General features: G+C 72.6%; 17 protein-coding genes. 7 read left to right on the forward strand and 10 right to left on the reverse strand.

Annotated elements, in window-relative coordinates:
* Positions 1–106 precede the first annotated feature (106 nt).
* The 3 genes from ACFXAM_RS15800 (at position 107) to ACFXAM_RS15810 (ending at position 3054) form a co-directional block, all read left to right on the forward strand.
* On the forward strand, positions 107–1432 hold the full coding sequence (locus ACFXAM_RS15800; protein WP_380291451.1) for a hemolysin family protein: 1326 nt from the start codon (positions 107–109) through the stop codon (positions 1430–1432).
* 75 nt (positions 1433–1507) lie between these two features.
* Entirely contained in the window at positions 1508–2503 is a 996-nt protein-coding gene (gene trpS, locus ACFXAM_RS15805; protein WP_380291519.1) for a tryptophan--tRNA ligase, read from the forward strand.
* Positions 2500–3054 carry a 2'-5' RNA ligase family protein gene (locus tag ACFXAM_RS15810; RefSeq protein ID WP_380291453.1) on the forward strand — a complete coding sequence of 185 codons (555 nt, stop codon included), beginning with the start codon at positions 2500–2502 and terminating at the stop codon, positions 3052–3054. Before trpS ends, ACFXAM_RS15810 begins: the two co-directional genes overlap by 4 nt.
* Here the strand turns inward: ACFXAM_RS15810 and ACFXAM_RS15815 are convergent.
* Positions 3039–5579 (reverse strand): CDP-glycerol glycerophosphotransferase family protein, encoded by a 2541-nt coding sequence (locus ACFXAM_RS15815; protein ID WP_380291455.1) that lies wholly within the window; start codon positions 5577–5579, stop codon positions 3039–3041. The genes ACFXAM_RS15810 and ACFXAM_RS15815 overlap by 16 nt on opposite strands.
* A 209-nt stretch (positions 5580–5788) precedes the next feature.
* Positions 5789–9364: a CDP-glycerol glycerophosphotransferase family protein gene (locus tag ACFXAM_RS15820; protein WP_380291457.1), complete on the reverse strand. Its 3576-nt coding sequence runs from the start codon at positions 9362–9364 to the stop codon at positions 5789–5791.
* Positions 9365–9514: 150 nt separating this feature from the next.
* Between ACFXAM_RS15820 and ACFXAM_RS15825 the strand changes: the two genes are divergently transcribed.
* Together ACFXAM_RS15825 and ACFXAM_RS15830 are read left to right on the forward strand one after the other, a co-directional pair.
* A complete protein-coding gene (locus tag ACFXAM_RS15825; RefSeq protein ID WP_380291458.1) occupies positions 9515–10516 on the forward strand; it encodes a glycosyltransferase family 2 protein in 1002 nt (333 codons plus the stop codon).
* Between the two features lie 72 nt (positions 10517–10588).
* On the forward strand, positions 10589–11557 hold the full coding sequence (locus tag ACFXAM_RS15830; protein WP_380291460.1) for a YihY/virulence factor BrkB family protein: 969 nt from the start codon (positions 10589–10591) through the stop codon (positions 11555–11557).
* Positions 11558–11572: 15 nt separating this feature from the next.
* Here ACFXAM_RS15830 and ACFXAM_RS15835 read toward each other — a convergent pair whose 3' ends face one another.
* Positions 11573–12787, reverse strand: coding sequence for a D-alanyl-D-alanine carboxypeptidase family protein (locus ACFXAM_RS15835; protein WP_380291462.1), 1215 nt, complete (start codon positions 12785–12787; stop codon positions 11573–11575).
* A gap of 146 nt (positions 12788–12933) precedes the next feature.
* On the opposite strand from ACFXAM_RS15835, the gene ACFXAM_RS15840 reads away from it, so the two are divergent.
* On the forward strand, positions 12934–13191 hold the full coding sequence (locus ACFXAM_RS15840) for an SCO4848 family membrane protein (RefSeq protein ID WP_380291463.1): 258 nt from the start codon (positions 12934–12936) through the stop codon (positions 13189–13191).
* An 89-nt stretch (positions 13192–13280) separates the two neighbouring features.
* Here the strand turns inward: ACFXAM_RS15840 and ACFXAM_RS15845 are convergent, their stop codons facing one another.
* Genes ACFXAM_RS15845 through sdhC form a run of 4 tightly spaced genes read right to left on the reverse strand, consistent with a single transcriptional unit; the run spans position 13281 to position 16716 of the window.
* Positions 13281–14054: a succinate dehydrogenase iron-sulfur subunit gene (locus tag ACFXAM_RS15845; protein WP_344343381.1), complete on the reverse strand. Its 774-nt coding sequence runs from the start codon at positions 14052–14054 to the stop codon at positions 13281–13283.
* A complete protein-coding gene (gene sdhA, locus ACFXAM_RS15850; RefSeq protein ID WP_380291464.1) occupies positions 14054–15796 on the reverse strand; it encodes a succinate dehydrogenase flavoprotein subunit in 1743 nt (580 codons plus the stop codon). The genes ACFXAM_RS15845 and sdhA overlap by 1 nt, the downstream gene beginning before the upstream one ends.
* Before the next feature lie 39 nt (positions 15797–15835).
* Positions 15836–16327 (reverse strand): succinate dehydrogenase hydrophobic membrane anchor subunit, encoded by a 492-nt coding sequence (locus ACFXAM_RS15855; RefSeq protein WP_030300556.1) that lies wholly within the window; start codon positions 16325–16327, stop codon positions 15836–15838.
* An 8-nt stretch (positions 16328–16335) separates the two neighbouring features.
* Positions 16336–16716 carry a succinate dehydrogenase, cytochrome b556 subunit gene (sdhC, locus tag ACFXAM_RS15860; protein WP_093861779.1) on the reverse strand — a complete coding sequence of 127 codons (381 nt, stop codon included), beginning with the start codon at positions 16714–16716 and terminating at the stop codon, positions 16336–16338.
* Positions 16717–16982: 266 nt separating this feature from the next.
* On the opposite strand from sdhC, the gene ACFXAM_RS15865 reads away from it, so the two are divergent.
* Positions 16983–17771 carry a hypothetical protein gene (locus ACFXAM_RS15865; protein WP_380291465.1) on the forward strand — a complete coding sequence of 263 codons (789 nt, stop codon included), beginning with the start codon at positions 16983–16985 and terminating at the stop codon, positions 17769–17771.
* Positions 17772–17782: 11 nt separating this feature from the next.
* Here the strand turns inward: ACFXAM_RS15865 and ACFXAM_RS15870 are convergent, their stop codons facing one another.
* From ACFXAM_RS15870 to ACFXAM_RS15880, 3 genes are all read right to left on the reverse strand, one after another.
* Positions 17783–18433 (reverse strand): 2-oxo-4-hydroxy-4-carboxy-5-ureidoimidazoline decarboxylase, encoded by a 651-nt coding sequence (locus ACFXAM_RS15870; protein ID WP_380291466.1) that lies wholly within the window; start codon positions 18431–18433, stop codon positions 17783–17785.
* A gap of 154 nt (positions 18434–18587) precedes the next feature.
* Positions 18588–20246 (reverse strand): alpha/beta hydrolase, encoded by a 1659-nt coding sequence (locus ACFXAM_RS15875; protein ID WP_380291468.1) that lies wholly within the window; start codon positions 20244–20246, stop codon positions 18588–18590.
* A 100-nt stretch (positions 20247–20346) separates the two neighbouring features.
* Positions 20347–21090: an SDR family oxidoreductase gene (locus ACFXAM_RS15880; RefSeq protein ID WP_380291470.1), complete on the reverse strand. Its 744-nt coding sequence runs from the start codon at positions 21088–21090 to the stop codon at positions 20347–20349.
* Between the last annotated feature and the right edge of the window lie 84 nt (positions 21091–21174).

The raw sequence follows: 21174 nt of genomic DNA on the forward strand, positions 1-21174 counted from the left end.
GGTTTTGTTTTTCATCCCCCGGCCGGCGCCCCCGCCCCCCGGGCCCCCCCGCCGGCCGGGTGGCCCCCCCCGGGGCGCGGGGGGCCCGTCGCCCTACACTCCCGCTGTGACCGAAACCTTCGAGGACGCCGCGCTCGTCCTCGTCTTCATCGTCCTGGGCGGCCTGTTCAACGTCGCCGAGATCTCGCTGATCTCGCTGCGCGAGGGCCAGATCCGGACGCTGGAGGCCCGCGGCACCCGGCGGGCGGCCCGGGCCGCGCACCTCGCGGCCGACCCCAACCGCTTCCTGGCGGCCGTCCAGGTCGGCGTCACCTGCATGGGGTTCCTCTCCGCGGCCTTCGGCGCCGACACGCTGGCCGGCAAGGTCGCCCCGCTGTTCGTGCGGGCCGGGCTCTCCGAGGGCGTCGCCGACGCCACCGCGCTGGTCGGCCTCACCCTGGTGATCAGCTACGTCTCGCTGGTGCTCGGCGAGCTCACCCCCAAGCGGATCGGCCTCCAGCGGGCCGACTCCATCGCCGTGCTGGCCGCGCCGGTGGTCGACGTCATGTCGGTGGTGCTGCGCCCGGCGATCTGGCTGCTCGGCCGCTCCACCGACCTGATGGTCCGGCTGTTCGGCGGCGACCCGGCCGCCGGGCGCGGCTCGATGAGCTCCGAGGAACTCCGCGGCCTGGTCGCCGCCAACACCGAACTCGGCAGCGACCAGCGGACGTTGATCGCCGATGTGTTCGCCGCCGGGGAGCGCCAGCTGCGCGAGGTGATGGTCCCGCGCACCGAGGTGACCTTCCTGGACGCCGAGCGCCCGCTCGCCGAGGTCCGCGCCCAGGCGGACTCCTCGCCGCACTCCCGCTACCCGGTGGTCGAGGGCAGCTACGACGCGGTGACCGGCTTCGTGCACGTCCGCGACCTCTACGGCGCGCGCGGCGAACGCGCGGTCAAGGTCCGCGACCTCGCCCGCCCGGTCAAGCTGCTGCCCGGCACCAAACGGGTGCTGGAGGCGATGGGCGAGATGCGCCGCGAGGGCCATCACCTGGCGATCGTGGTCGACGAGTACGGCGGCACCGCCGGCATCGTCACCCTGGAGGACCTCGTGGAGGAGGTGATCGGCGAGATCCGCGACGAGTACGACACGCCCGAGCCCGTCCCCACCCGGCGGCTGGCCGGCGGCGGCATGGAGCTCGACGGCCTGCTCAACCTGGCCGACTTCGCCGGGGAGACCGGCGTCACCCTCCCCGAGGGGCCGTACGAGACGGTGGCCGGCTGCCTGGTCGCCGCGCTCGGCCGGCTGCCCGCCGACGGCGACCGGGTGCGGATCCCGGCCGGCCCCGGCGTGGAGGTGCTGCTGACGGTGGCCAAGCTGGAGGGCAGGCGGATCGCCCGGGTCGGGGTGAGTGCGGTCACACTGGCCGGGCCGCCGGGGCCGGAGGTTTCCTGACCGGTCGGTGGAGCTGGAACAATGGCCCGCATGGTCAACGCAGCGGTCACTGGTCCGGTCAAGGACCGTCCCCGGGTGCTCTCCGGCATCCAGCCCACCTCCGGCTCGTTCCACCTCGGCAACTACCTGGGCGCGGTGCGCCAGTGGGTCGACCTGCAGAAGGAGAACGACGCCTTCTACATGGTCGTCGACCTGCACGCGATCACCATCGAGCAGGATCCGGCGACGCTGCGCCAGAACACCCGGATCTCCGCCGCCCAGCTGCTCGGCGCGGGCCTGGAGCCGGAGCACTGCACCCTGTTCGTCCAGTCGCACGTGCCCGAGCACGCGCAGCTGGGCTGGGTGATGAACTGCCTCACCGGCTTCGGCGAGGCCTCCCGGATGACCCAGTTCAAGGACAAGTCGGCCAAGCAGGGCGCCGCCGGGACGTCGGTGGGCCTGTTCACCTACCCGATCCTCCAGGTGGCCGACATCCTGCTGTACCAGGCGGACGCCGTCCCGGTGGGCGAGGACCAGCGCCAGCACGTGGAGCTCACCCGCGACCTCGCGGAGCGCTTCAACACCCGCTACAGCCCGACCTTCACGGTCCCGAAGCCGTACATCCTCAAGGAGACGGCCAAGATCCAGGACCTCCAGGACCCGGCGATCAAGATGAGCAAGTCGGCGTCCTCCGCCAAGGGCCTGGTGAGCCTGCTCGACGAGCCGAAGGCCAGCGCCAAGAAGTTCAGGAGCGCCGTCACCGACACCGGCACGGTGGTCTCCTACGACGAGCAGGAGAAGGCCGGCGTCTCCAACCTGCTGCGGATCCACTCCGCCCTCAGCGGGCAGTCGATCGAGCAGCTGGTGGCGCACTTCGAGGGCAAGATGTACGGGGCCCTGAAGACCGAACTGGCCGACCTGTTCTCCGAGTGGGTGACGCCGTTCCAGGAGCGCACCCGGACCTTCCTGGACGACCCGGCCGAGCTGGACCGCGTCCTCGCGCTCGGCGCCGAGAAGGCCCGCGCGGTGGCGTCCGAGACGCTGGCCCAGGTGTACGACCGGATCGGCTTCCTCCCGGCCGCCAAGCGGTGACTCCGCTGACGCGCCTGCCCGGTGGTGAGGGTCTCCCGGAGACCCTCACCATCGGCGTGTCCGTCGGCGTCCCGGATCCGTACGGCACCGCGATCCAGGACGCGCGGGCCGGGCACGGCGATCCGCTGGCCCGGTCGATACCCACGCACGTCACGCTGCTGCCGCCCACCGACGTCCCGGCCGAGGCGCTGCCGAAGATCGAGGAGCACCTGGCCGCGGTGGCCGCCGCGCACCGGCCGTTCCGGATGGTGCTGCGCGGCAGCGGCAGCTTCCGCCCGGTCTCCCCGGTGGTGTTCGTCCGGGTCGAGGAGGGCGAGCAGGAGTGCCGGCTGCTGGAGGCGGACATCCGCTCCGGCCCGCTGGCCCGGGAGCTGGCCTTCCCGTACCACCCGCACGTGACGGTGGCGCACGGTCTCACGGACGACGTGCTGGACCAGGCCCACGAACAGGCCCGGTCCTTCCACGCGGCCTTCCCGGTGCCCGGGTTCGGCCTGTCCCGGTTCGACGCCGACGAGGTCTGGCGTCCCTGGCGGGCCTACGGCTTCGGCTGACCGGCGCGCCCGGCGGGACCGCCGAGCTCCAGCATCCGGTCGACCACCCGGCGGGCGGCGGCGCCGTCGTCCAGCGCGCAGTGCACCTCCTGGAAGCGCCGGTAGCGCTCGGCGTACCCGGCGGGCACGGCGCCCCCGGTGTCGGCGAGTTCGCGCAGCGCCGCGACCAGCGCGGCCGAGTCCTCCAGCAGCGGGCCGGGGGCCTGCGCCTCGAAGTCGAAGGCGAAGCCCCGCAGGGTGTCCCGGTAGTGCGCCAGGTCGTAGGTGAAGAACAGCACCGGGCGGCCGGTGATGGCGAAGTCGAAGAGGATCGACGAGTAGTCGGTCACCAGGACGTCGGCGATCAGCAGCAGCTCCTGCACGTCCGGGTAGTCGGCGCAGTCCACGGCGAAGCCGTCCCCGGTGCCGGTCAGCGGCTCGCGGACGTGCGTGTGCGGCCGCAGCAGCAGGACGTGGTCGTCGCCGAGCGCCCGCCGGGCCCGGTCGAGGTCCAGCCGCAGGTCGAGCCGGAAGCCGTCGCCGTCCGGACGCGGCCGGTCCTCCCGCCAGGTCGGCGCGTAGAGCACCACCCGCCGGCCCTCGGGGATGCCGAGCCGCGCGCGGACGGCCGCCGCCCGCCGCCGGTCGGGGCGGGCCAGCACGTCGTTGCGCGGGTAGCCGGACTCCAGGATCTCGCCGCGGTAGCGGAAGGCCCGGCGCAGGATCGGGGTGGCGAAGGGGCTGGGGGAGAGCAGCAGGCTCCAGTGCGGGGTCTCCCGGTCGAGGGCGGCGAGGTAGCCGTGGTCGGCGAGCCAGGTGTTCTCGACGTCGTGGGCGATCCGCTTGAGCAGCGCGCCGTGCCAGGTCTGGACGACGACCTGGCCGGGGCGGCGGCGCAGGAAGTCCGGGAAGTGGGTGTTGCCGACGAGGTAGCGGCTGGTGCCCAGCGCCCGGTACCACTCGGGGCTCCAGACCCGTACCGCGCGGACCCCGGGCGGCAGCTCGGCCTGGGCGTCGTCGACCACCCACAGGTGCTCCAGCGGCGTGCCGCGGCGGGCGAGTTCGGCGTGCACGGCGCGCGGCGAGTCGGCGTAGCCGAGGCCGCCGAAGACGTCGTACAGCACGGCCTCGCGCAGCGGCTCGCGGCGGGCGGCGGGGTAGCCGGCGGTGCGCTGGCGGGCCTGCGTCCAGGCGCTGCGCTCGGTGGCGCTGAGGACGGGCGTGGAGTCCAGCAGCAGGGTGTCGTGCCAGCGGCGCTCCAGCACGATCCGCTTGCCGCCGGCCTGGGTGGCGGCGGGCAGCGCGGCCAGGACGGCGGGCGCGGCGGTCAGCGGACGGGCCGGGCCGGTCCCGCCGACGGGGTGCAGGGCGGCCTCCCACAGGCCCTTGCGCAGCGGCAGCGCGGTGCCGTCGGAGCCGGTGCGGGTGACCGGCAGCCGGACCGTGAACCGCGCGTCGGGGCCGAGCTCGACCGGGTGGCGGACCTCGGTGCCGCTGCCGCCGTGCCGCAGCACGAGTTCCAGCGGGCCGGGGGCGGGGCAGTGGCCGGAGAGCTCGAAGCCGCCGGGCCGGGCGGCGAGCCGCTCGACCCAGCCGGCGGCGGGCCGCACGCACAGCTGGAGCCGGCCGTCGGCGAGGTGCTTGAGGTGCAGCACCCGGTCCTCCGCGCCGGGCAGCGGGTGCTGACCGGCGATCGGACCGCCGCGCTCGTCCAGGACGAGCTGCTCGACCGCGCCGTCGGGGTCGACCAGGTCGGCGTCCCAGTGCTCCAGCTCGCCGGTGCCGCGGCCCTCCGCGGTGAACAGCGCGTACGGCAGGCGCACGGTGACGGTCCGTCCGGTGCGGTGGGCCGGCTCGGTGAGCACGGTGGCGCTCTCGCGGTGGCGCAGCCGCAGCACGGTGCGGGCCTGGCCGGGGTCGGCGGTGGTGAGGTGCAGGCCGATCCCGTCGGGGCCGGGCTCGGCCCCGTCGAGGCGGACGGCGGGGCGTTCGAGCCGCAGGACGAGCCGGCCGTCGGCGAAGTGCGGCTGGAGGCGGATGTCGTGGTCCACCCAGCGTGCGGGCGGGTACTCGCCGGAGCCGCACCAGTAGGGGGCGAGGCCGCCGTACTGGCGGCGCAGCCGGGTGGGGCGGCCGAGGGTGAACAGGGTGGCCTCGACGCTCCAGTCGCCGAGCAGCCAGCCGTCGGCGCCGCGCAGCCGGCGGGGTTCGACCAGGGCGGTGAAGCCGGCCCAGTCGTGGTTGTGCTCGGGCTGGGCGCTGTCGTCGGTGATCTCGGGGAAGCGGCGGGGCCGGGTGGGGACGTGGACCGGCTCGTCCTGGTGGTGGCGGCGCAGGGTGAGCCAGGTCCAGGCGGAGCCGGGGTGGGCGGTGGACCGGTCGTCGGGGCGGGCGAAGCCGGTGAGTTCGAGGCCGCGGCCGCTCCAGCGGGCGCGCAGCAGCCCGAGGGAGGCGTTCTCCTCCTCGCTCGGCAGCGGGGCGCCGAAGCGGGCGTCGCCGAAGCGCGGCGCGGCGTGCGGGAGGACGAAGCGGGTGAGGACAGCCATTTCCACGAACCTTTCTCGGCGAGAATTTCCATCTCACCCGGAAAAGCATCCGAGGTCAATTTGGGAATGGCGTTGTAATTAGCTGAAAAGTTCCTCGGGGAAACGCGAGTTCGAAATTCCGGAATATCGTGCGAGGCCGTGCCGGAAAGCGCCGGAGGCGCCCGGCGCGGTGTTCGCGTCGGGCGCCTCCGGCACCGGTGGAAGGCCGGTCAGGCCTCGCGGCTCAGCATCGCGTCCACGGCCCGGGCGGCGGCGTGGCCGTCGTCGAGGTCGCAGTACTTCGCGCGGAACGCCGCGTACTTCCCGGCGTACTCGGCGGTGATCCGGTCCACCTGGCCGAGCGCCGTGACCAGCTCCTCGGAGGTGGCCAGCAGCGGGCCGGGCGCCTCCGCCTCGAAGTCCAGCGAGAAGCCGCGCAGGTTGTCGCGGTAGTGCGCCAGGTCGTAGGTGAAGAACAGCACCGGCTTGCCGGTCGCGGCGAAGTCGAAGGTCGACGCCGCGTAGTCGGTCACCAGGACGTCGGCGACCAGCAGCAGCTCGGCCATGTCGGGGTAGCTGCTGACGTCCCAGACGTAGCCGTTGCCGGCCTCGGCGATCTGCTCGCGGACGTTGGCGTGCCGGCGGACCAGCAGCACCTGGTCGTCGGCGAGCGCGGCCCGCGCCGCCTCCAGGTCCAGCTGGAGGTTCAGCTGGTAGCCGCCGTAGTGGCGGCGCCGGTCCTCGCGCCAGGTCGGCGCGTACAGCACGACCTTCTTGCCCTCGGGCAGGCCGAGCCGCTCGCGCACCCGCTCCGCGGTCTTCTCCTTGTCGGCGGAGAAGAACAGGTCGTTGCGCGGCAGGCCGCTCTCCAGGATCTCGCCCTTGAAGTCGAAGGCCCGGCGCAGCACCGGGGCCGCCCAGGTGCTGCCGGCCAGCAGGATGCTCCAGTTCGGAACCTCCTTGGCGAGGCCCTTCAGGTAGTGCGCGTCGGTGAACCAGACCTTCTCGAAGTCGTGGCCGACCTGCTTCAGCGGCGAGCCGTGCCAGGTCTGCAGGACGATCTGGCCGGGCCGGCGGACGAAGAAGTCCGGCAGGTGCGCGCTGGTGACGACGTACTTCGCGGTGGCCAGCGCCTCGAACCACTCCGGGCTCCAGAGCCGGACGGCGCCCGCCGACTGCGGCAGGTCCGCCTGGAGGTCGTCGGTGCCCCACAGGTGCTCCAGCGGCAGGCCGCGGCGCACCAGCTCCTCGTGGATCGCCCGCGGCGAGTCCGCGTAGAGACCGCCGAGCGCGACGTTGTAGAGCACCGTGTCGCGCAGCGGCAGCCGGCGGGCGGCCGGGTAGTCGGCCGTCCGCAGCTGGCGCTGGCGCCAGCCGCTGCGCTCCTCCGGAAGCAGTATGTTCTCCGACTCCAGCTGCAGGCCGTCGTGGTGGCGGCGCTCCAGCACGATCCGCTTGCCGCGGGCCTCCACCTCCAGCGGCAGCGCGTCCCAGCAGGTGGGCGCGATCAGCGCGTAGGAGGCCATGTCCGGGTGGAAGGTGGCGCCGACCGGGCGGAACGAGATGTTCCAGCCGCCCTGGGCCAGCGGCACGTTGCCCGCGAAGGACGCGGTCGGCACGGCGGGCAGCGCGGTGCGGAACCGGCCGTCGGAGATCTCCACCGGGTAGACGTGCTGCTCCTCGCCCCAGTGGTGGCGGGCCACCAGCTCCCAGCGGTGGGTGCCGGGCAGCGGGAAGGTGCCGCTGAGCAGGAAGCCGTCCGCGCCGCGCGCGGTGACCTCGTGCACTATCGGCTGCAGCAGCTGGTCCAGGAACTGCAGGTAGCCGCCCGGGGAGGGCTTGGTGTACAGGGCGCGCCGCTGCTCGGGCGCGGCGTCCGCGTTGAGCACCAGGTTGAGCTGCTCCGGGGCGTTGCGGTCGTCCCAGGCGAGCGGCGTGGTGGTGCCGTCGGCCAGCACCAGGGTGGTGTCCCAGCGGTCGCGGGCGCGCTCCTCGGCCAGCGGGTCCAGTTCGGCCCAGCTCTCGCGGACCTCGGTCAGCTCGGCGACCGGGAAGGAGGCGCGGAACTGCTGCAGGCTGCCGACCGGGGTGCCCGCGGACACCGGGAAGAACAGCTCGCGCTCGGACTCCACGTGGGTGAGCCGCAGCTTGGCCCCGGCCAGCCGGACGCCGGAGCGGGCCGCGCCGGCCACCTCGACGGTGCCGTCCTGCGCGGTGAGCCCGGTCACCCGGATCCGCACGTTCTCCACCCGCAGGTAGACGCTGCCGTCGCGGACGAACGGCACGATCCGCACGTCCGGCTCGACCCAGTGCGAGGGCAGGTAGAGCGCGGTGTCCGCCCAGCCGGCCCAGATCCGGCCCTTGTAGACGCCGCCCTTGCCCGCGCCGGCGACCAGGACGCGCCAGTTGCCGTCCTTCCACTGGCCGCGGTGCTTGAGCTTCTCCGGGTCGACGGCGACGGTGAAGCCGGCCCAGTCGCAGTTGTAGAGGTCGTGGTGGTTGGTGGCGGTGGCCTCGGGGCTGTACTGGGTCTTCATCGGCACCGCGATGACCCGGCGGCCCTTGGCCTCGCGCAGCACCAGCGTGCGGACCATGTCGTGCTTGTTGGCCGCGCCCAGCTGCTCCGGGTACGCGTGGCCGGTCAGCCGCAGCCGGCCGCCCTCCCAGCGCGACTCGTACAGCCGGCTGCGGATGACGGTGGAGTTGCGCAGGCTGAGCAGGCCCGGCGGCACGCTCTTGCGGCCGCCGCGCAGGAACGGGTAGTCGGCGTACGGGCGCAGCAGACCCTTGGCGATGACGCCGCCGTTGCTCTCGCCCTCGTACTTGATCTGCTCGACGAACTCGTCGATCCGGCCCTGCAGGGTCAGGTGGTACTTCAGGCGCAGCGGCGCGCGCAGCTTCTTGACCTGCTCCGGGCCGATCGAGCGCAGCAGCCGGCTGACGCAGCGGATGTAGGCCTCCCGGTACTCCTTGTCGCCGTCGACGACGGACCAGAAGAACATCGGGATCTCTTCGACGAGGGTGTTCTCGTCGTAGGTCTTCAGGTACTCCGCGAAGCGCGGCTCGGTCTGCTTCTTCAGCCAGCCGCGGACCAGCTCGACCGAGGTGACGCGGTCGATCAGGCCCTTGGGGTTGGTGCGCATCTGGGTGATCGACATCTCGCCGACCTCGCGCTCGCGCCAGTGGTAGATCGGCTCGGAGAGCACGTCCACGCTCTTGGCGAGGTAGTGGTGCGGCACGCTGACCGGGGCGTCCTCGTACAGGATGCCCTCGGGGTAGAGGATGCCGGCCGCGTCGAAGAACGAGCGGCGGTACACCTTGTTCCACGCCGTGCGGTCGGTGACCAGCGACGGGATCTCGGTGATGTGCGTCTTGAGCACGGTCTTGGCGAACGGGCGGCTGTGGCCGCCGGACTGGTAGTAGCCGATCGCGCGGAACCGCAGCACGTTGCCGGTGGCGAAGTCCGAGCCGGTCTCGTCCAGCGTGTTGATCATCAGCTCGTACGCGCTGGGCGGCATCGAGTCGTCGCTGTCGACGAAGCAGAGGAACTCGGCGTCCGGGTCGATGTGCCGGATGCCGGTGTTGCGGGCCGCGCCGAGGCCCTTGTTGACCTGGCGCACCAGCCGGAAGCGGGAGTCCTTGGCGGCGTACGCCTCGGCGAGGGCGGCGCTGTTGTCCTTCGAACCGTCGTCGACCATGACGCACTCGAAGTCCGTGAACGTCTGGGCGGCGATCGAGTCGAGGCACTCCACGAGGTAGCGCTCGACGTTGTAGATCGGGACGACGATGGAGAGGCGGGGAGCCATCGGCTACGCAGGCCTTTCTCGGGAAGGAGCGTGGCAGCCCGTTCGGGGTCTGACCGCACTTTGATCGGTGCGTACGTGCCCGTCGATCCTACCGTCCGGCCCGCGGACCCCCGGGGCCCCCGGTCGTCCCGCCCCACTACCCTGGGGCCCATGCCCCGCTTCAGCGTGATCGTCCCGGTATACGGCGTCGAGGAGTACCTCCCCGAGTGCCTCGCCTCGGTGCTCGGCCAGGACGGCCCGGACTTCGAGCTGATCGCGGTGGACGACCGCTCCCCGGACGGCTGCGGCGCCCTGCTCGACGGGGCCGCCGCCCGCGACGCCCGGGTGCGGGTGCTGCACCTGCCGGAGAACGTCGGCCTCGGCCGGGCCCGCAACGCCGGCCTGGAGGTCGCCACCGGCGACTACGTGCTCTTCCTGGACAGCGACGACACCCTGACGCCCGGTCTGCTCGCGGCGGTGGACGACCGGCTCGCGGCCGGCGGCGACCCGGACGTCCTGGTCTACGACTACGCCCGCACCTACGCCGACGGCCGGGTCGTGCGGGCCGCCTCCGCGAAGGTCTTCGGCGCCCCCTCCCGGGACGTCTTCGGCCTCACCGACCGCCCCGACCTGCTCGAACTGCTCCAGGTGGTCTGGAACAAGGCCTACCGCCGCGACTTCGTCACCGCCCAGGGCCTGACCTTCCCGGCCGGTTACTACGAGGACACCCCCTGGACGTACCCGGCGCTGCTCGCCGCCCGGAGCATCACCCTGCTCGACCGGGTCGGCGTCCACTACCGCCAGCGCCAGGAGGGCGGCAACATCCTGGCCACCGCCAGCCGCAAGCACTTCGACGTCTTCGGCCAGTACGACCTGGTCTTCGCGTTCCTCGACGGCCGCCCCGACCTGGAGCGCTGGCGCCCGGTGGTCTACGGCCGGATGCTGCACCACCTCAACACCGTGGTCTCCCGGCCGGGCCGGGTCCCGCCCGGCGACCGCCGGGAGTTCTTCCGCCGCGCCGCCGAGCACTGCGCCCGGCTGCGCCCGGCCGGCTACCGGCCGTCCGGCGGGGTGGCGGGGCTGCGCACCGAACTGCTCGGCCACGGCCGGTACACCGCCTACCAGGCGGTCCGGGCGCTGGCCCGGGCCCGGCGGATGGTCCGCCGCCCCTGAGGGCGAGGGCCCGTCGGGCCGGCCCGGCCGAGCCTGACGGCTGTTCGGGGGATGCCCGGGTATAACCGGACGGTGGACTTCCTGACCCGTCTTCCGGTGATCGGCCCGCTCGTCGCGCGGGTGCTGCGCAGCCGCCCGTACCGCGCCTACGAGCACTTCACCGCGCTGCGCGGCAACCGGCTGGCCGGCGCGGTCACCTTCTTCGGCTTCCTCGCGCTCTTCCCGCTGCTGACGGTCGCGCTGGCGATCGCCGTCGCGACGCTCAGCGACAGCCGGGTCGAGGACATCCAGCACCGCATCTCCGACCAGCTGCCCGGCATCTCGGACGCCCTCAACCTGCCCTCGCTGGTGGCCAACGCGGGCGCGGTCGGGCTGGTCAGCGGGGTGCTGCTGGTGCTGTCGGGGCTCGGCTGGGTGGACACCATGCGGACCTCGATCCGGGACCTGTGGCAGCTGCCCGACGAGGAGGGCAACCCGCTGCTGCGCAAGGCCTGGGACTTCGTGGTGCTCGGCGGCCTGGGCGCGGTCTCGCTGGTCTCGCTCGGCGCCTCGGCGGCCGGGACGACGCTGGCGGGCCGGATCGCCGACTGGGCGGGCCTGGGCTCCGCCGGTCACCTGCTCACCGCGGCCGGCCTGCTGATCGCGGTGGCCTCGGACATGCTGCTCTTCGCCTACCTGCTGGCACCGTTCCCGCGGATCGGCCACCAGCACCGGCGGGACGTCCTCCAGGCGGCGCTGATCGGCGCGGTCGGCTTCGAGCTGCTGAAGATCCTGCTCTCCTCGTACCTCGGCTCGGTCGCCGGGCGCAGCCTCTACGGCGCCTTCGGCGTGCCGGTGGCGCTGCTGCTCTGGATCAACTTCGTCTGCCGGCTGCTGATGTTCTGCGTGGCCTGGACCGCGACCGCGGACCCGGAGGCCGCCCGGGAGCGGGCCAGGGAGCGTGCCCGGGCCATGGTCGAGGCCGCCGACCGGGAGGCCGGCGAGGCGGACGACACGCCCGGGGCCCGGGACACGACGCGGGCCCGGCCCCAGGAGGACTGAGACCGGGCCCCGGGGTCAGCGGGCGGCGCGTCGGCGGCCGAGCAGCAGCAGGGCGCCCGCGCCGCCCGCCGCCAGGGCCAGCCCGACGGCGACCCAGCCGGCCGGCCCGGGCCCGCCGTCGTCCCCGTCCGCGGTGTCGGTGGTGGCCGGGGCGGCGTCGGTGGTGGCCGTGGGCGTGGGGTGCGGCGGCGGGGCGGGCGCCCCGGCGGTGCCGCCGGCCTGGCCGGTCGGCGCCGAGGTGACGCTCTCGCCCTCCTCGACCAGCTTGCCGACCGGGGTGACCTTGCCGGCCGCCGCGAAGCCCCAGTCCAGCAGCGCGGCCGTCTCGTCGTACACCTTCTGGTAGCTGGACGGGTGCATGACCGTCACCAGCAGGGTGCGCCCGCCGCGTTCGGCGGCGCCGACGAAGGTGGAGCCGGCGTTGGTGGTGAAACCGTTCTTCACGCCGATCAGGCCGGGGTACTTGCCGAGCAGGCGGTCGGTGTTGGCGATCCCGAAGCTGCCGCGCTGCCCGGTGTTCTTGTCCACCGCGCCGGGGAACATCGCGTCGCGGGTCGCGCAGTACGCCCGGAAGTCCGGGTTGCGCAGCCCCGCCCGGGCGAACAGCGTGAGGTCGTAGGCCGAGGAGACCTGGCCGTCGGAGTCGTAGCCGTCCGGCGAGACCACCTTGGTGTCCCGGGCCTGGAGCGCCTCGGCCCGCGCCTGCATCTCGGTGACGGTCTGCTGCACCCCGCCGTTCATGTGCGCGAGGACGTGCACCGCGTCGTTCCCCGAGCTCAGGAAGACCCCGCGCCAGAGGTCCTCGACCTTGTAGTCGAGGTCCTCCTTGATGCCGACCAGGCTGCTGCCCGCACCGATCCCCTGGATCTCCTCGGGCGCCACCCGGTGCACGGTGTTGCGGTCGAACTTGGGCAGCACGGTGTCCGCGAACAGGATCTTCAGGGTGGACGCCGGGGCGAGCCGCAGGTGCGGATTGCCGGCCGCCAGCACCTCTCCCGACGTCGCGTCGGCCACGATCCAGGACTGTCCGGTGAGGTCGCCCGGCAGCGCCGGGGCGCCCGCCAGCGGATTGACCTGGACCCCGGGCAGTCCCAGCCGCTCCCCGCCGATCACGGCCGGCGGGGGCGGCGGCTCGAACGGGGCCGCGACGGCTGCCGGGGCGGCGATCAGGAGCGGGAGCGCCGCGGCGGGCGCGGCGAGCAGACGTGCGAGCTTCGAGCAAGTGGGCACCAGCAGACGGTACCCAGTCCGGGCCCCCGCCGTCCGCCCGGTTGCCCCGCCGGACCGCAAGGAGGGCCCCACCGTACGCCGAACGGACGCCCCGCATACTGGGAGGGCACACCGTCTTCACCTCCCCGCCGCACCGAGGACCCCCCATGAAGCTCAGCCGCCGCACCTCCTGGTTCCTGACCGCCTTCGGCGTCTGGTCCATGATCATCTGGACCACCTTCGTCAAGAACCTCTGGAAGGACTCCGGCGGCCAGGCCTTCACCGGCGGCGACCACTCCCAGCCGACCGCCTTCTTCTGGGTCCACCTCCTGCTCGCCGTGACCTCCTTCGTCCTCGGCGTCGCGATCGGCGGCATCGGCGTCCGCGGCCTGCGCGCGACCCGGCGGGAGACCGCCGCCGGCTGACGCGCCCGCCCCGGCGGCCCGCGCCGGACAGCCCGAAGGCCCCCGTCCGCAGCGGACGGGGGCCTTCGTCGTACGGGGCTGCTCCGGGATCAGAAGCGGCGGGTCACCAGGGCCCGCTTCACTTCCTGGATCGCCTTGGTGACCTCGATGCCACGCGGGCAGGCCTCCGAGCAGTTGAAGGTGGTCCGGCAGCGCCAGACGCCCTCACGGTCGTTCAGGATCTCCAGACGCTGCTCCGCACCCTCGTCGCGCGAGTCGAAGATGAAGCGGTGGGCGTTGACGATCGCGGCCGGGCCGAAGTACTGGCCGTCGTTCCAGAACACCGGGCAGGACGACGTGCACGCGGCGCACAGGATGCACTTGGTGGTGTCGTCGAACCGCTCGCGGTCCTCGGCGGACTGCAGGCGCTCGCGGGTCGGGTCGTTCCCCTTGGTGATGAGGAACGGCATGACGTCCTTGTACGCCTGGAAGAACGGGTCCATGTCCACGACCAGGTCCTTGAGGACCGTCAGGCCCTTGATGGCCTCGATCGTGATCGGCTTCTCCGGGTTGACGTCCTTGATCAGGGTCTTGCACGCCAGCCGGTTGCGGCCGTTGATCCGCATCGCGTCGGAGCCGCAGATGCCGTGGGCGCAGGAACGGCGGTAGGTGAGGGTGCCGTCCTGCTCCCACTTGATCGTGTTGAGCGCGTCCAGGACGCGCTCCTTCGGGTCCATCTCCAGCTGGTAGTCGACCCACACCGGCTCCGGGTGCTCCTCCGGGTTGAACCGGCGGATCCGGAAGGTGACGGTGATCAGCTTGGTGCCACCGGCCTCGACCGCGTCCAGAGCGGCCGAGTGCTTCTCCACGGTCGGAGTGCTCATCAGTACTTACGCTCCATCGGCTGGTAGCGGGTCTGCACGACCGGCTTGTAGTCAAGGCGGATGGAGGTGCTGCCGTCCTCGGCGACCTCCTGGTACGCCATGGTGTGCTGCATGAACTTCACGTCGTCACGGGTCGGGAAGTCCTCGCGGTAGTGACCGCCGCGCGACTCCTCGCGGGCGAGCGCGGAGACCGCCAGGACCTCGGCCAGGTCGAGCAGGTTGCCGAGCTCGATGGCCTCCAGCAGGTCCGTGTTGTAACGGAAGCCCTTGTCCTGGATGGAGACGTTCTTGTAGCGCTCCTTCAGCGCGGCGACGTCCTCGACGGCCTGCTTCAGGGTGGCGCCGGTGCGGTACACCATCGCGTTGGTGTCCATGGTCTCCTGCAGCTCCTTGCGGATCTGCGCCACGGACTCGGTGCCGGTGGCCTCGCGCAGGCCGTCGACCATGTTCTGGACCAGCTGCTCGGCGTTCTCCGGCAGCGGCACGAACTCGTTCGCCTCGGCGAACTCGGCGGCGGCGATGCCGGCGCGGCGGCCGAACACGTTGATGTCCAGCAGCGAGTTGGTGCCCAGGCGGTTGGCACCGTGCACGGACACGCAGGCGACCTCGCCGGCCGCGTACAGGCCCGGGACGACGTCGGTGTTGTTGCGCAGCACCTCACCCTCGATGTTGGTCGGGATGCCGCCCATGGCGTAGTGCGCGGTGGGCTGGATCGGGATCGGGTCCGTGTAGGGCTCGATGCCGAGGTAGGTGCGGGCGAACTCGGTGATGTCCGGGAGCTTGGCGTCCAGCTGCTCCGGCGGCAGGTGGGTGAGGTCCAGGTAGACGTGGTCGCCGTCCGGACCGCAGCCGCGGCCTTCGCGGATCTCGGTGTAGATCGCGCGGGAGCAGACGTCACGGGACGCGAGGTCCTTCATGACGGGGGCGTAGCGCTCCATGAAGCGCTCGCCGTCCTTGTTGCGCAGGATGCCGCCCTCGCCGCGGGCGCCCTCGGTGAGCAGGATGCCCATCCGCCAGATGCCCGTCGGGTGGAACTGGAAGAACTCCATGTCCTCCAGCGGCAGGCCGCGGCGGTAGGCCACCGCCTGGCCGTCACCGGTGAGGGTGTGGGCGTTCGAGGAGACCTTGAACATCTTGCCGGTGCCGCCGGAGGCGAACACGACGGCCTTGGCCTGGAAGACGTGGATCTCGCCGGTGGCCAGCTCGTAGGCGACGACGCCGGCCGTGCGGCCCTCGTTGATGAGCAGGTCGAGGACGTAGAACTCGTTGAAGAACTCGACGCCGTGCTTGACGCAGTTCTGGAACAGCGTCTGCAGGATCATGTGGCCGGTGCGGTCGGCCGCGTAGCAGGAACGGCGGACCGGGGCCTCGCCGTGGTTGCGGGAGTGGCCGCCGAAGCGGCGCTGGTCGATCCGGCCCTGCTCGGTGCGGGAGAAGGGCAGGCCCATCTTCTCCAGGTCGAGGACGGCGTCGATGGCCTCCTTGCACATGATCTCGGCGGCGTCCTGGTCGACCAGGTAGTCACCACCCTTGACCGTGTCGAAGGTGTGCCACTCCCAGTTGTCCTCCTCGACGTTGGCGAGGGCGGCGCACATGCCGCCCTGGGCCGCGCCGGTGTGGGACCGGGTGGGGTAGAGCTTGGTCAGGACGGCGGTGCGGCTGCGCTGCGTCGACTCGATGGCGGCGCGCATGCCGGCGCCGCCGGCGCCGACGATGACGGTGTCGTACTGGTGAATCTGCATGGGGGTTCTAACTCGCCTCTGGCCTCTGTCGATGTCCGATTAGATGTTCGGGTCGAAGGTGAAGATCACCAGGGTTCCGAGCAGCACGGTGAAGACCGTGGCGGTACCCATGAGGCCCTTCAGCCAGAGCCGGGTGGAGTCCTTCTCGGCGTAGTCGTTGATGACCTGGCGCATGCCGTTGGCGCCGTGCAGCATGGCCAGCCAGAGCATGGTGAGGTCCCAGACCTGCCAGAACGGCGAGGCCCAGCGGCCGGCCACGAAGGCGAAGCCGATCTTGGAGACGCCGCCGTCGAGCACCAGCATGATCAGCAGGTGGCCGAGGATCAGCACCACCAGGACGATGCCGGACAGGCGCATGAACAGCCACGCCAGCATCTCGAAGTTGGTGCGGGTGCGGCGCGGGGTCTTCTTGGTCCGCTGGCGGGCCGGCTCGATCACGAAGGCGTCGGCCGGGTTCCCGGTGCCGAGGCCCTTGCCGGTGTGCGCCTGCGCGGAGGGGACCACCACAGCGTCGGAGATTTCCGTGGACATGTCTCAGATCACTTCCCGAACCAGGAGGTCAGCGTGTGCTGCAGGATCGGGTAGAAGGCGCCGGCCATCAGGACGACCCAGACTCCGACCACGGACCAGAGCATCTGCTTCTGGTACTTCGGGCCCTTCGACCAGAAGTCGACGGCGACGACGCGCAGGCCGTTGAGGGCGTGGAACAGGATGGCGGCCACCAGGCCGTACTCCATCAGGTTCACGAGCGGCGTCTTGTACGTCTGGATGACGGTGTCGTACGCCTCGGGCGACACCCGCACCAGGGCGGTGTCCAGGACATGGGCGAACAGGAAGAAGAAGATGAGGACGCCGGTGACTCGATGAGCCACCCAGCTCCACATGCCTTCCCGGCCGCGGTACAGCGTTCCAGCCGGCACGGAAAAACCCTCCGGAAGCGATTGGGGGCTCGGCCGGCTTCGGTGTCGGTCAGCCCGGCCGGGTACGGTCCACCGGCCGCGAGCATCCTATCGACGCGCTGTCGGGAACCGCCTCCGGGGGCCCGAGGTGTGATCAAACAGGCACTTCTGGCCTAGCTGACCGGGAACCGCCGTGCGATTTGCGACACGGAGTGACGAATAGGTGGCGGAAAGTCGCGCTACGGTGGGCGACCCCCGTCCGCGCCGACACCCCCGCCGAGGCCCCCGTGCCGCATCCCGCTCCGCGCCCGCCCCGCCCCCTGCTGCTGTCCGCCGTCCTGCTCCTCGCCGCCGGCTGTGCCGCCCCCGCGGGCGGCTCGGCCGACCTGGCGTCCCCCGCCGCCGCGCCCCGCGAGCTCTCCGCCGCCGAGCTGCGGGCCGCCGCGGTGACCGACGCCGAGCTCGGGACCGGCTTCACCGTGACGGTGATCACCCCCGGCCACGGCGAGACCGGCCCGGACGGCGGCCGGGAGGCCGCCGACAAGCCGGTCTGCCAGCCGCTGCTGGACGCGGTGGCCCCGGCGGCCGCCGCCGCCCGGGCGGGCGCGTCGGCCTCCGCCGCGCCGGTGCCGGCGGTGCCCTACGCGGAGACCGATCTGAGCGTGGCGCTGGCCGCCGACCCGGCGGGCAGCCTCTACGGGGGGCTGCTCGGCTACCGGGGCGACCGGGCGGCCCGGCTGCAGGAGGAGCTGGAGGGGCTCTTCGGCCCGTGCGCGGAGTTCCTCTCCACGGCCCCGCCGCCCCCGGCGGAGAAGGGCCGGGGCGTGACCCGCACCGCGCACCGGCTGAACCGCAACGACACGCCCACGCCCGAGGGAGCCGACGCGGCGACGGGTTTCACCCTGACGAATGAATCGGGCTCGGTGGTGCTCGCGCAGCGCGCCGTCCTGGCGAGGGTCGGCCCGGCCCTGGTGGTGTTCAGCACGGTGGGCGTCGGCGCCGAGCCGGCCCCCGCGCCGGACGAGCGGGTCGTCCGGCGGCAGGTGGCCAAGCTGCGTGCGGCCCAGCGGGGCTGAGCGCCCCCGGTTCAGCGGGCCGCGGCCCGCGAATGGGTGGCGACCAGGTGCTCCAGGCGGGTGAGGGCGATCCGGCGCAGCTCGTCGGCGGCGACCAGGCGCTCCTCGTCGGGATCGTTGGCGAGACGGGTGCGGATCGAACCGAGGACGGTGTCGAGCATCTCCTCGGGGTCGATGCCCTCCAGGCAGACCACGAAGACGTGGCCGTACCGGGCCTCGTACGCGGCGTGCGCCGCCCGCAGGGCGGTGTGCGCCGCCTGGCTGCCGGGTGCGCGCATGCCGAGGAGCGGCTGCGGCATCCAGCTCTCGTCCGCCAGCGCCTCGGCCAGGTCGGCCGGACGCAGGTCGTACGAGGCCTCGCTGGCGGCGGCGAGCAGGGACTCTATGTCGGGGTAGGGCCGGTGCGCGGTGAGCCGCAGGGCCCAGCGGTGGCTGCCGCAGCAGGCCAGGAGGGCTTCCTCGGCGGCTCCGGCGTCGGCCTCGTTGAACCGGTGCAGCCCGAGGAGGGTCGGCTCGTCCCGGGGATCGAGCCTCGGTGACGGGATGTCGCTGGCCAGCGGGTCCTCCTCGTGAGGGCGGGAAGGTGCCGGTGATGGGGGCGGTGGGAGTGGTGGATGACACGGCGGTGAAGCCCGGTGAAGTACGAGGCTGCGGAACGGCATCCAATGCCCGTCCGGCTGTGGCTCAAAGGTAGTTGAGCGCTCATCAGTTGGGGAGGGCGCGCGCGGATTTCATCCGAACGAGCTATCAAGTTGTGACGTTGACACCCCGGTGTCAGCGCCCTCCCCGTCGTCACCGGCTACGCCGCGCGACGCGTCACTCGCACTTCGTCCCGGCGGCCGGCAGCGTGCCCTCGGTGAGGTACGCGGCGTAGGCGGCGTCGATGCAGCCGTTGCCCGAGCCGAAGGCGCCGTGGCCCTCGCCGACCCGGGTGAGCAGGGTGGCGTTGGCGAAGCCCTTGGCCAGCGACTCGGCGGCCGCGTACGGGGTGGCCGGGTCACCGGTGGTGCCGACCACCAGGATCGGGGCGGCGCCCTCGGCCCGGACGGTGTGCGGCTTCTCGGGGGTCTTGAACGGCCAGTTGACGCAGGAGCCCTCGCTGAAGTCCTCGACGGTGACGTCCTTGGCGAGCAGCGGCGCCTCCTGCTGGAGCTTCTGCACCGCCTGCTGCGCCGCCTCGGCGGACGGCGCGGGGGAGGCGCCGTCGGCGCAGCGGATCGCGACCAGGGCCTCCGACTCGGGGGAGTAGTGGCCCTTCTCGTCCCGGCCGTTGTACATGTCGGCGAAGCCGAGCAGGCCGTCGCCCTGGCCGGCCTTCATCGCCAGCGCCAGCGACATCCGCAGGTACTGCCACATGGTCTTCTCGTCGCCGTAGAGCAGGGCGGTGACGCCGGTCCAGCCCGTTCCGCTGCCGACCTTGCGGCCGTCCTTGGTGGGCAGGGGCTTGTCGCGCAGCCCGTCGAGGAAGTCGGCGGCCTTCTTGGCGGCCTTGTCCTTGCTCTTGCCGAGCGGGCACTCGTCGGCGTGGTTCTCGACGCAGTCCACGGCGAAGCGCTCGAAGGACTTCTCGAAGCCGATGATCTGGTTGACGCTCTTGTCCAGCCCCTGCTCGGCGGGGTCGACGGCGCCGTCGAGGATCAGCCGGCCGACGTTCTTCGGGAACTCCTCGGCGTAGAGCGCGCCGAGGTAGGTGCCGTAGGAGATGCCGAGGTAGTTGAGCTTCTGGTCGCCGACGGCGGCGCGCAGCACGTCCAGGTCGCGGGCGGTGCTGCGGGTGCCGACGAAGGGCAGCAGCTTGCCGGACCTGGCCTGGCAGGCGGCGATGAAGTCGGCGGCGTTCTTCTCCGCCCGGGCCTTGGCCGCGGCCGGGTCGAGCGGGCTGTCCTCGGCGTTGAGCGCGTCGCGCTGCTTGTCGTCCAGGCAGGTGACCGGGGAGCTCTCCCCGGTGCCGCGCGGGTCGAAGCCGATCACGTCGAAGCGGTTGTGCAGGGTGCCCTCGAACTGCGTCTCGCCGTACTTGACGGTCTCCACGCCGGAGGCGCCGGGACCGCCGGGGTTGATCACCAGCGAGCCGAGCTTCTGGTCCTGCTTGGCGGCCGGGTTCTTGATCAGCGCGAGGTCGATCGCCTCGCCCGCCGGGTCGGCGTAGTCGAGCGGGACGTGCAGCTTGCCGCACTTCATCAGGGAGAGGTCGATCTTCTGCTCGGCGGCCTTGGCGTCCGGCGGGCAGGCGGCCCAGGCGATCTGCTGGCCGTAGAAGGGCTTGAGCGCCGGGTCGTCGGCGCCGGTGGGCTTCACCGTCGGGGTGGGCGTGGGCGTCGCGGTCGGGGTCTCGGCGGCGGCGCTCGACGGTGCGGGGGCGGCCTGCTCCTGAGCCGGCTTCTCGTCTCCTCCGCAGGCGGTCGCGAGGAGCAGGCTGCCGGCCGCGAAGGCGGCCAGCAGAAGGCGCGGGCGGGTGGCCCGGTGAGTGTTCATCGCACGTATGTACCACTCACGGGTGACAGTTCGGATGCTGACCCCCCTGTCGCCCCACCGCCCGCGCCCTCCCGGACCGCGGTCCGGGCCTGGCGGCGCGTCAGAGCTCGCGGTGCACCTTGTGGTTGGCCGCCTGGGCGCGCGGGCGGACCACCAGCAGGTCGACGTTGACGTGCGACGGCCGGGTGACCGCCCAGGCGACGGTGTCGGCGATGTCCTCGGAGGTGAGCGGCTCGGCGACGCCCGCGTACACCGCGGCGGCCTTCTCCTCGTCGCCGCGGAACCGGGTCACCGCGAAGCCCTCGGACTTCACCATGCCCGGGGCGATCTCGATCACCCGGATCGGCTCCCCGCACAGCTCCAGGCGCAGCGTTGCGGCGATGGTGTGCGCCGCGTGCTTGGCCGCCACGTAACCGCCGCCGCCCTCGTACGCGGCCAGCGCGGCGGTCGAGGAGAGCACCAGGACGGTGCCGTCGCCGCTCGCCCGCAGGGCCGGCAGCAGCGCCTGGGTCATGTGCAGCACGCCGAGCACGTTGACCTGGTACATGGCCAGCCAGTCCGCCGGGTCCCCGGTCTCCACGCTCTCCGCGCCGATCGCCCCGCCGGCGTTGTTCACCAGCACGTCCACCCGGCCGATCGCCGCGGCGAAGGCGTCCACGGCGGCCCGGTCGGTGACGTCCAGGGTGTACGCCCGGCCGCCGGTCTCCTTCGCCAGCGCCTCGATCCGCTCGGTGCGGCGGGCGGTCAGCACCACCTCGAAGCCCTCGGCGGCCAGGCGGCGGGCCGTCGCCGCGCCGATCCCGCTGCTCGCACCGGTGACGACGGCCACCTTCTGCTCGGTCATTGCCACTCCTGAGATATCCCGGTCGGTTCGACCGATCATCTCAAGGCCTTCGGCGCTACATTGCGAGAGGAGTGGACCCGCCCG

The organism is Kitasatospora sp. NPDC059462 (assembly GCF_042749955.1).
GTDB lineage: Bacteria > Actinomycetota > Actinomycetes > Streptomycetales > Streptomycetaceae > Kitasatospora.

Bases quoted from the DNA above. Each gene is read 5' to 3' on its own strand.
- ACFXAM_RS15880 (WP_380291470.1), bottom strand. From the start codon at position 21,090: ATGACCGAGCAGAAGGTGGCCGTCGTCACCGGTGCGAGCAGCGGGATC.
- ACFXAM_RS15855 (WP_030300556.1), bottom strand. From the start codon at position 16,327: ATGTCCACGGAAATCTCCGACGCTGTGGTGGTCCCCTCCGCGCAGGCG.
- ACFXAM_RS15870 (WP_380291466.1), bottom strand. From the start codon at position 18,433: ATGCCGTTCCGCAGCCTCGTACTTCACCGGGCTTCACCGCCGTGTCAT.
- ACFXAM_RS15815 (WP_380291455.1), bottom strand. From the start codon at position 5,579: ATGGCTGTCCTCACCCGCTTCGTCCTCCCGCACGCCGCGCCGCGCTTC.
- sdhA (WP_380291464.1), bottom strand. From the start codon at position 15,796: ATGCAGATTCACCAGTACGACACCGTCATCGTCGGCGCCGGCGGCGCC.
- ACFXAM_RS15820 (WP_380291457.1), bottom strand. From the start codon at position 9,364: ATGGCTCCCCGCCTCTCCATCGTCGTCCCGATCTACAACGTCGAGCGC.
- ACFXAM_RS15875 (WP_380291468.1), bottom strand. From the start codon at position 20,246: ATGAACACTCACCGGGCCACCCGCCCGCGCCTTCTGCTGGCCGCCTTC.
- ACFXAM_RS15840 (WP_380291463.1), top strand. From the start codon at position 12,934: ATGAAGCTCAGCCGCCGCACCTCCTGGTTCCTGACCGCCTTCGGCGTC.
- ACFXAM_RS15825 (WP_380291458.1), top strand. From the start codon at position 9,515: ATGCCCCGCTTCAGCGTGATCGTCCCGGTATACGGCGTCGAGGAGTAC.
- ACFXAM_RS15845 (WP_344343381.1), bottom strand. From the start codon at position 14,054: ATGAGCACTCCGACCGTGGAGAAGCACTCGGCCGCTCTGGACGCGGTC.